At 68.2% G+C, this 7,996-nt stretch carries 5 protein-coding genes; 3 read left to right on the top strand and 2 right to left on the bottom strand.

Features of this window, described 5'->3' with window-relative positions:
- Positions 1–15: 15 nt before the first annotated feature.
- The 3 genes from ABGB16_RS32525 to ABGB16_RS32515 all read left to right on the top strand — a co-directional run bounded on the left by ABGB16_RS32525 (position 16) and on the right by ABGB16_RS32515 (position 5,926).
- Positions 16–3,930, top strand: a complete 3,915-nt coding sequence (locus tag ABGB16_RS32525; RefSeq protein ID WP_347671900.1) for a hypothetical protein — start codon at positions 16–18, stop codon at positions 3,928–3,930.
- 580 nt (positions 3,931–4,510) lie between these two features.
- Complete coding sequence (locus tag ABGB16_RS32520; protein ID WP_347671899.1) at positions 4,511–5,107, top strand: hypothetical protein; 597 nt, start codon at positions 4,511–4,513, stop codon at positions 5,105–5,107.
- A gap of 684 nt (positions 5,108–5,791) precedes the next feature.
- Entirely contained in the window at positions 5,792–5,926 is a 135-nt protein-coding gene (locus ABGB16_RS32515) for a hypothetical protein (protein WP_347671898.1), read from the top strand.
- A gap of 521 nt (positions 5,927–6,447) precedes the next feature.
- On the opposite strand, the gene ABGB16_RS32510 is transcribed toward ABGB16_RS32515, so the two are convergent.
- Together ABGB16_RS32510 and ABGB16_RS32505 are read right to left on the bottom strand one after the other, a co-directional pair.
- Complete coding sequence (locus tag ABGB16_RS32510; RefSeq protein WP_347671897.1) at positions 6,448–7,827, bottom strand: hypothetical protein; 1,380 nt, start codon at positions 7,825–7,827, stop codon at positions 6,448–6,450.
- A partial coding sequence (locus tag ABGB16_RS32505; protein ID WP_347671901.1) for a zinc ribbon domain-containing protein occupies positions 7,824–7,996 on the bottom strand: 173 nt, incomplete at its 5' end. The genes ABGB16_RS32505 and ABGB16_RS32510, both read right to left, overlap by 4 nt.

Genomic DNA, 7,996 nt, shown 5'->3' with positions numbered 1-7,996 from the left:
ATGGATCTGGATGGGATGGATCTGGACACACCAAAGCTCGACGACGAGTGGGAGCCGCCGCAGGACACCGAACAGGTCCAGTCCCCGCTGTCCGAATGGCCAGGGGTGGATGTCGCGTGGGTGCCGTCGGTGGTGGGGGACGACGTGACCGCGCCGGACGGTCGGGATACGGAAGATCACAACCTGTCTTCTCTTGACCCGGCGCTTCTTAACCCGGCATTCACGCAGGATCTATCGATGCCGAACCCGGCCCCGGACCCGGACCTGGACCTGGGTCTGGGTCTGGGTCGAATGGGTAGTACGCCGACGCTTGATGAGGGCTGGGAGCCGGGGGGCGATCGGGTCGATTCTTTGTACCCGCTGTCTGGGGTGTCAGGGGTAGTGGGTGTTGCGTGGGCGCCGTCGGTGGTGGGGGACGACGTGACCGCGCCGGACGATCGGGATACGGAAGATCACGGCCTGTCTTCTGTTGACCCGGCGCTTCTTAACCCGGCATTCACGCAGGATCTATGGATGCCGGACCTGGGCCCGGACCCGGACCCGGTTCTGGACCCGGATCTGGACCTGGACCCGGATCTGGTTCTGGACCCGGACCTGGATCTGGTTCTGGATCTGGAAGGTGTGGATGGGGTTGGCCGGCCGGTGTTGGAGTTCGCGGTGCCGGCTGATGGGTATTGCGTGTTGTCGGCGTTCGTTGTCGCTGATCCGGTGTTGGTGCGGGACGTGTTGGCGCAGGCAGAGGTGCTGCCGGAGGATCTTGAGTGGCTCTCCTCTCCTGACCGGGTGCGCGTCAGTGTGGGGCGGATGGCTGGCGCGGTGCCGGCGGGGTCTGAGTTGGCGCGGGTGAACGAGTTGTTGCAGGCCCGTGTCGTGTCGTACCTGGACACCTGTTTCGGGTGGTTGCCGGCCGATGTGGTGATGCAGCGGCGGCATCTGCCGCAGGGGGAGCCGTGGCGGCAGGTGCGGGAGCTCAACGATGAGCAGGTGTTGGCGCGGCTGACTGATCGTCTCGGCGACCAGGGTGTTTCGGGGGGCGGTGTTGTCACCGAGGCTGGTTTCCTGGATGCGCAGTGGATCGGGCAGCGGTATGACGAGGCGTGTGCGGAGTTGATCGGGTTGGGGCGGGATCCCGGTCCGGTCATGGATGTGCCGCAGGAGCAGTTGGACTTCGTCAACGGGCGCGGCCGGGGTTTCCCGGTGGCGTCGTTGGCGCCGGAGCAGGCCCGTGCCTATCTGGTCCACGTGTTGAGCACGTCTGACGGGCCGCTCGAGGCGGACGAGCTTGCCGAGGTCTTCGACACGGTGGCCAATTGGGGCCGCCGGTGGGATCGGCCGGGCGGGGAGTTCCTGCTGCCGTTGCTGGCCCACGCCACCGGTAGCCGGATCACCGTGTGGCAGCGCACCGGGCGGGGGGTGAGCCCGGTGGCGGTGTTCGGGCCGCGGGACGGCCGGCGGGTCGACCTGTACTACGTCGCGGCCGACCCGGCGAACCCCACCCACTACAACCACTACAACGCCGCTGTTCCCGCTGCTGTCCCGTTACCGTCCGCGCCGGCCGAGCTGCCGCGGTCAGACGAGTGGGACGAGTTGTTCACGCGATTCTCCAGCGTGATGGGGCTGCCAGGAGCTGAGGATGTGCGCCGTAGTCTGCAGGCGGAGTTCGGCCTCATCATCGACAGAACCGACTTCGCTGAAGAGAACGGCCTGTCCCCGGAGGACGTTCACCGGCTGCGGCAGGCCCTGGACACGCGCGGGACGTCCGTTCCCCACCTCAAGGGGGCGCTGCTACGCCTGATGTCCGAGGTGTATCACGTCAACATCACTCTGGCCTCGGCCGCATCGGGATTCCACGACAACTATGGTTTCGCCCCCGGGTATCCCAGGACGGTCTCACTGGGCCACCCCGACACTCAGGTCACGTCCGGCCCGGCATCTCCGCACACGCAATCCACACCGATCCGTACCAACCAATCGGCAACCCCGCACCCCACACCGCAGCCGCCCCCACCCACATCCACCACCAAGGCGCCACTACCAGAACCGCCAGATCACGTGGTCAATTGGCGGCCCGGCACGGACGGGCCCGCCACCCTCCGCGAATACCTGAAGAAGCTGGAAGAAAAGGGTGAACTCCCCGACGGGGTATCCCTGCCCAAAAAGGGGAGGCTGGGGCCGGGGATGGCCGCATGGGTGAAAGCCTGGGCACAGGGACTGCAGGGTAAGCCCGCCCCCAACGGCCACCCCTACACCCAGAAGGAGGTAGCCGAACTATCCGGCAAACTGACCACCCAGGTATCGGTCGGGACATATTGGCGGGAGGCGGCGCCGCCGCTGCCCCCACCACCAGATCACGTGGTCACTTGGCGGCCCAGCAAGGACGGGCCCGCCACCCTCCACGAATACCTGAAGAAGCTGGAAGAAAAGGGTGAACTCCCCGAAGGGGTATCCCTGCCCAAAAAGAGAAATGGGAAGTTGGGGCCGGGGATGGCCGCATGGGTGAAAGCCTGGGCACAGGCAATGAAGGGTAAGCCCGCCCCCAACGGCCACCCCTACACCCTGGATGCGGTAGCCAAACTATCCGGCAACCTGATCACCCATGTATCGGTCTGGAAATATTGGCGGGAGGCGGCGCCGCCGCTGCCCCCACCGCCAGATGACGTGGTCACTTGGCGGCCCAGCAAGGACGGGCCCGCCACCCTCCACGAATACCTGAAGAAGCTGGAAGAAAAGGGTGAACTCCCCGACGGGGTATCCCTGCCCAAAAAGAGAAATGGGAATTTGGGGCCGGGGATGGCCGCATGGGTGAAAGCCTGGGCACAGGGACTACAGGGTGAGACCGCCCCCAACGGCCACCCCTACACCCAGGATGCGGCAGCCGAACTGTCCGGCAACCTGATCGACCAGACATCGGTCGGGAAATATTGGCGGGAGGCGGCGCCGCCGCTGCCCCCACCGCCAGATGACGTGGTCACTTGGCGGCCCAGTGAGGACGGGCCCGCCACCCTCCGCGAATACCTGAAGAAGCTGGAAGAAAAGGGTGAACTCCCCGACCGGGTATCCCTGACCCCCGACAAACAGGGGAGGCTGGGGCCGGGGATGGCCGCATGGGTGAAAGCCTGGGCACAGGCAATGAAGGGTGAGCCCGCCCCCAACGGCCGCCCCTACACCCAGCGGGCGGTAGCCAAACTATCCGGCAAACTGATCAACCAGGCCACGGTCGGGAATTATTGGCGGGAGGCGGCGCCGCCGCTGCCCCCACCACCAGATCACGTGGTCACATGGCGGCCCAGCAAGGACGGGCCCGCCACCCTCCACGAATACCTGAAGACGCTGGAAGAAAAGGGTGAACTCCCCGACCGGGTATCCCTGACCCCCGACAAACAGGGGCATCTGGGGCCGGGGATGGCCGCATGGGTAAAAGCCTGGGCACAGGGACTACAGGGTAAGCCCGCCCCCGACGGCCACCCCTACACCCAGAAGGAGGTAGCCAAACTATCCGGCAAACTGATCAACAAGCAATCGGTCGGGAAATATTGGCGGGAGGCGGCGCCGCCGCTGCCCCCACCGCCAGATCACGTGGTCACTTGGCGGCCCAGCAAGGATGGGCCCGCCACCCTCCACGCATACCTGAAGACGCTGGAAGAAAAGGGTGAACTCCCCGAAGGGGTATCCCTGCCCAAAAAGAGAAATGGGAAGTTGGGGCCGGGGATGGCCGCATGGGTGAAAGCCTGGGCACAGGCAATGAAGGGTGAGCCCGCCCCCAACGGCCACCCCTACACCCTGGATGCGGTAGCCAAACTATCCGGCAACCTGATCAGCCATGTATCGGTCTGGAAATATTGGCGGGAGGCGGCGCCGTCGCTTTCTCCACCGCCACCCGGAACGGGTCAAGGTCTTGAGTTGCCGTTTGATTTACACCTTCTGCTTTAGTTTCTTGAGCTTCGCGGTTATGCGGCGGCTGCAGCGCAGGCCAGGGCGTAGTCGGGGGGTTCCTAACGCTCATGTCACCGGGGATCATTTAGTTAATCTTTAGGGCGCGGGGTCGAGCGTCTGGCCGGGCACGCGGCATTCACCCCGGATGCCTCTGTCGGCAAAGGACCATTTGACGACAGGTACGGAACGGAGTCAATGGATCACTCCCGGCCACGGGAATCCGACCCGCCGATCCAATGCAGGCCGATCCGAGTTGACGACAGCGTTTGATGACAGTTGGATCAGACGGACATCATCCCGGCCGAACCGGGCCCCAAGGCCATCCCTGTCGCTGGTTCCATCATGTCGGTGATGCCTTGGTGACGGGTCACTCCTGGATGGTTTCGGCGGCGGGAATCTGGTCGTGGTCGACGTCGTCGCGGGCAGCTCGCCAGGTCGCATCAGACGCCATTCGCGCCGGAGCACTGGATAGTGCAAGAGGTGTGACGCTCCTGGCGGTGCGCGGAGAAGGCCCGGTCCTGGAATCGATGACCCCGGCCGAGCATCGCCGCCCTTCGGGGCTGGGAGAATCGACGTCATGAGCAGCCTGGAGGACCTGGAGCGGCGAATCTCGGCGATGGAGGCCGAACTCGCGGTCGTACGGCAGGAGACTGCGGCGGCGCGGGCACTGGCGTCCGGCGCCGACCGCGACGTCGCCGAGTACCGGGCCGAGTTGCGTGGGCACACCCGCGTGCTGTCGGCGTTGCGGGAGACACAACTGGATCACTACGCCGAGCACAAGGCGGACGCGGCGGAGATCAAGGCGGGCCTGGCGCAGATCGTGAACCTGCTCGAAGGACTGGGCGGTGACGCCGGCACACGGGAGCCGCGCCCCCCGGCCCCCCTGACCGGCTATACCGGTAAACACCAAAAGGAGCATTTTATGGTGCGCGGCAAAAGCCGCATTCCGGGCGCGCGGCGGGGGCTGGTTCGCACGTCTTGTGGGTTCGCGGGTTCCGCTCGGCGGGGCGGCCGGGCGGACCATCGGGGCATGGCGAAGAAGACCCCGATGACCCAGGACGCGAAGGCCCGGATCCAGTCGGCCGCCGCGAGGAAACCCGCCAGCCCGACCGCGCGCACCGACTTCGACCGGCGGGCGCAGTCGGCCGCCGACCGCAACGGCGACGACCGGTAGACCCGACTGGTGCCGCGCCGGCCGATGCCGGCCGGAGGCCGCCAGCAGGACGGACGCGGCACCACTGTTTCGGTAGCCGCGACGCCCTGGTCCTCGTCGATGTCCCCCGGATCCGTTCGGCAACGCCGGCGACGCCCCCTCGGCGAGGCACGGCCTCCGGCCCGTCAGGGCGGCTTCCCGTCCCGGCTGGCCGCAGGCCGGGCCGGGCGGCTTGCCGCCGGGCCGGGTAACCGCGCCAGCGCTTGATCCCGTAGAGGCCAATTCGGCAACCCCGGGTGGCCCGCCACCACGGCGGTACGGGGCGAACCCGCGAACCGTTCGGCAACTTCGTGCGCGACGTCCTGGCGCTCGTCGACGTCGTGCCCGTCGACGGGGCACCGGGCGCGGCCGGTGTGCAGCGGCAGCGGAGCGGCCGGACGCGCGCCCCTGTTGACCGGCACGGGCGGCCCGGGCGGGCCGCCTTGACCAAGTACAGAAACTTTGAACACACCGGCGACGGGTGGGCGTGACCCGGGCCGTCTGGTGGGGCCGCTACCCGCGGCCCGTGGCCTGTCTGCGCGCGCACCTCTGATGCCGGCGCTCTCACACGGGTCTGTCAGGGCCGCTCAGCGCCGCGACCGCGTAGGGGTACGAGATGAACCCGCCGCTGCGGCCCGGCCGTGAGATAGCAGAGGAGGTAACGGGATGAGCATGTTGGGCGACGAGGAACTGCGGGCCGAGATGGAGGCTACGGATGGTGACGATGGTGACGTCGATGGCGTCGACGAGGTCGTCGTGAGCGTTGGCCACGTCTTCTTTGCGTTCGTAGCGGCGTTGTAGCCCGGTTGAAGGCGTTGTGCCAGCGGCTGTGACAGACCGGCGTGACCCCGGCCGGACAGCCAGACACCCTCCGGGTCGGAGGGGTCCCTCATCTCCGCTGAGGCGGGCACAGGCGGGCCCGGGATTCCCCCGTCCGGTCCGCTGAGGATTTCGGCAGCCTCCCTGAGGGGGATCCCCGGGGGGCCGCGTCCTGAGGGGGCGGCAGAGTTGTCACGTCTTGTGGGTAAGCCGCCGGAGCTGCGTTTGGCCGCGGCGTCCGGACCCCCCGGGGTCCACGAGCACCAGGGCCCCTCGCGCACGCGCGCGTAAGCGCCTCGCGAAACTCGCAAAACTCGGTCAGCAGCAGCCCGACCGGAGCGGGTGCCGCCGGCCCCAACGGACTCCAGAGCCCGGGAGGGTGTGCCGGTCGCGCCCCGGTGTTCCTCGAAGCGGGGGGTCGCGGGTGTGGGCGGTCGACGTACCCACCCAGGAGCGCGAGCAGCTCCCCCCGCGCGCACGCGCGCGTTTTGCGGTTTGACCGGTCACACCGGGGCCGCGCAGGGGGCTCGGGCTCGCGCATGCGCGTGTGGGCGCGCGTCTCGAATTGTCTCGAAACTCGGCCGGACGCTCGTCGAGATGATGGTGGGTGTGTGGCTGACAGAACCGGGCGGGGGGGCGGGGGGCTTCCGCCAGCGGGCGATCAGCAGGAGCAGGCTGCGGCCGCGCAGCAGGTAGCCGGTGCCCTGGCCGCCGATCAGCGCCTCCGCGCCGGGCGCGGCCACCTGGTTGGCCCCCTCCGCCCAGTTCGCCGTGTCGGTGACCCGGTACCACTGCTTGCCAGCGCCCGGCGCCGGGAGGGTGAAGTTCACGTCCCCGGACCAGCCGTTGTAGGCGACGTAGATCGCCGACGCGGGGTCGCCGAACTCGGTGCCGTCGATCCGCCAGGCGAGCGCGTGGTTGTTGGCGTTGCCCCAGTACGCCCCGTCCGGGCTGACTCCGGCCGGGGTGAACCAGGCGAGCTGGGCCAGGCCGTTGCCGTTGGTGTCGGCGGCGGAGTAGAAGTTCACCGGCCGCAGCGCGGGGTGCGCGTGGCGGAAGGCGGCCAGCCGGGAGGCGAAGGTCCGGAAGTTCGTCTGGTCGGTGGTCGGGCTCCAGCCCAGCCAGTTCGCCGACGAGTCCAGGTTGTACGGGTTGTTGTTGCAGCGCAGCCCGCGCAGGACCTCGTCGCCGCCGGTCAGCATCGGGGTGCCGGCCGACAGCATCAGGAACGCCTGCCCGTTGCGGGCCGCCCGGCGCTGGTCGGCGGCGACCCCGCCCTGGTCCCAGGAGATGTTGTCGTCGCTGCCGCCGTCGGACGGCCCGTACGGCCACGGCTGGTTGTTGTTCTTGCCGTTGCAGGCGTACAGGTCGGCCAGGGTGAACCCGTCGTGGGCCACCATGAAGTTGACCGAGTTCCACGGCCGGCGGCCGTCGTCGCCGTACAGGTCGGAGGAGCCGGCGAACCGGTCGGCGAGCTGGCCCGGGGTGACCGGGTCGACGCCGAGCTTGTTCTGGTCCCGGCGCAGCGTGTCCCGGTACTGCCCGTTCCACTCGGACCACCCGGCCGGGAAGTTCCCCACCTGGTACGTGCCGGCGCCGATGGCCCACGGCTCGGCGATCCAGTCGACGCCCACGCCGCCGCCCGCCAGCCGGGGCGGCATCTCCCGGGTGATCCGGTTGAGCGCGGTGTTCGGGTCGGTGCGGCTGTACGAGAAGCAGCCGTGCTGGCAGGTGTTGCCGAGCACCGAGGCGAGGTCGTGCCGGAAGCCGTCGATCCCGAGCGTGTTCATCCAGTACGCGAGGGAGTCGACGATCAGGTCCTGGGCGACGGGGTGTTGACTTCCTCTGCCCCCTGAAGAGGGCAGATTCCTGGCGGCGCTCATGCGGCACGCCGGGTGGTTGACGCTTCGCAGCCCACAGGTGCGGGGCTCCACGTCCGTACACGACCAAGCCCGGCCGCGTTGAGAATGTTCAGGGCCGCGTTGGTATCGGCGTGGTCGAGGTGCCTGCACGAAGTACAGGTGAACGCGACGCCGTTACGGGAGCGGGGGT

This window comes from Micromonospora sp. B11E3 (assembly GCF_039871625.1).
GTDB lineage: Bacteria > Actinomycetota > Actinomycetes > Mycobacteriales > Micromonosporaceae > Micromonospora.
This window is presented reverse-complemented; position numbering and strand designations above follow the sequence as displayed.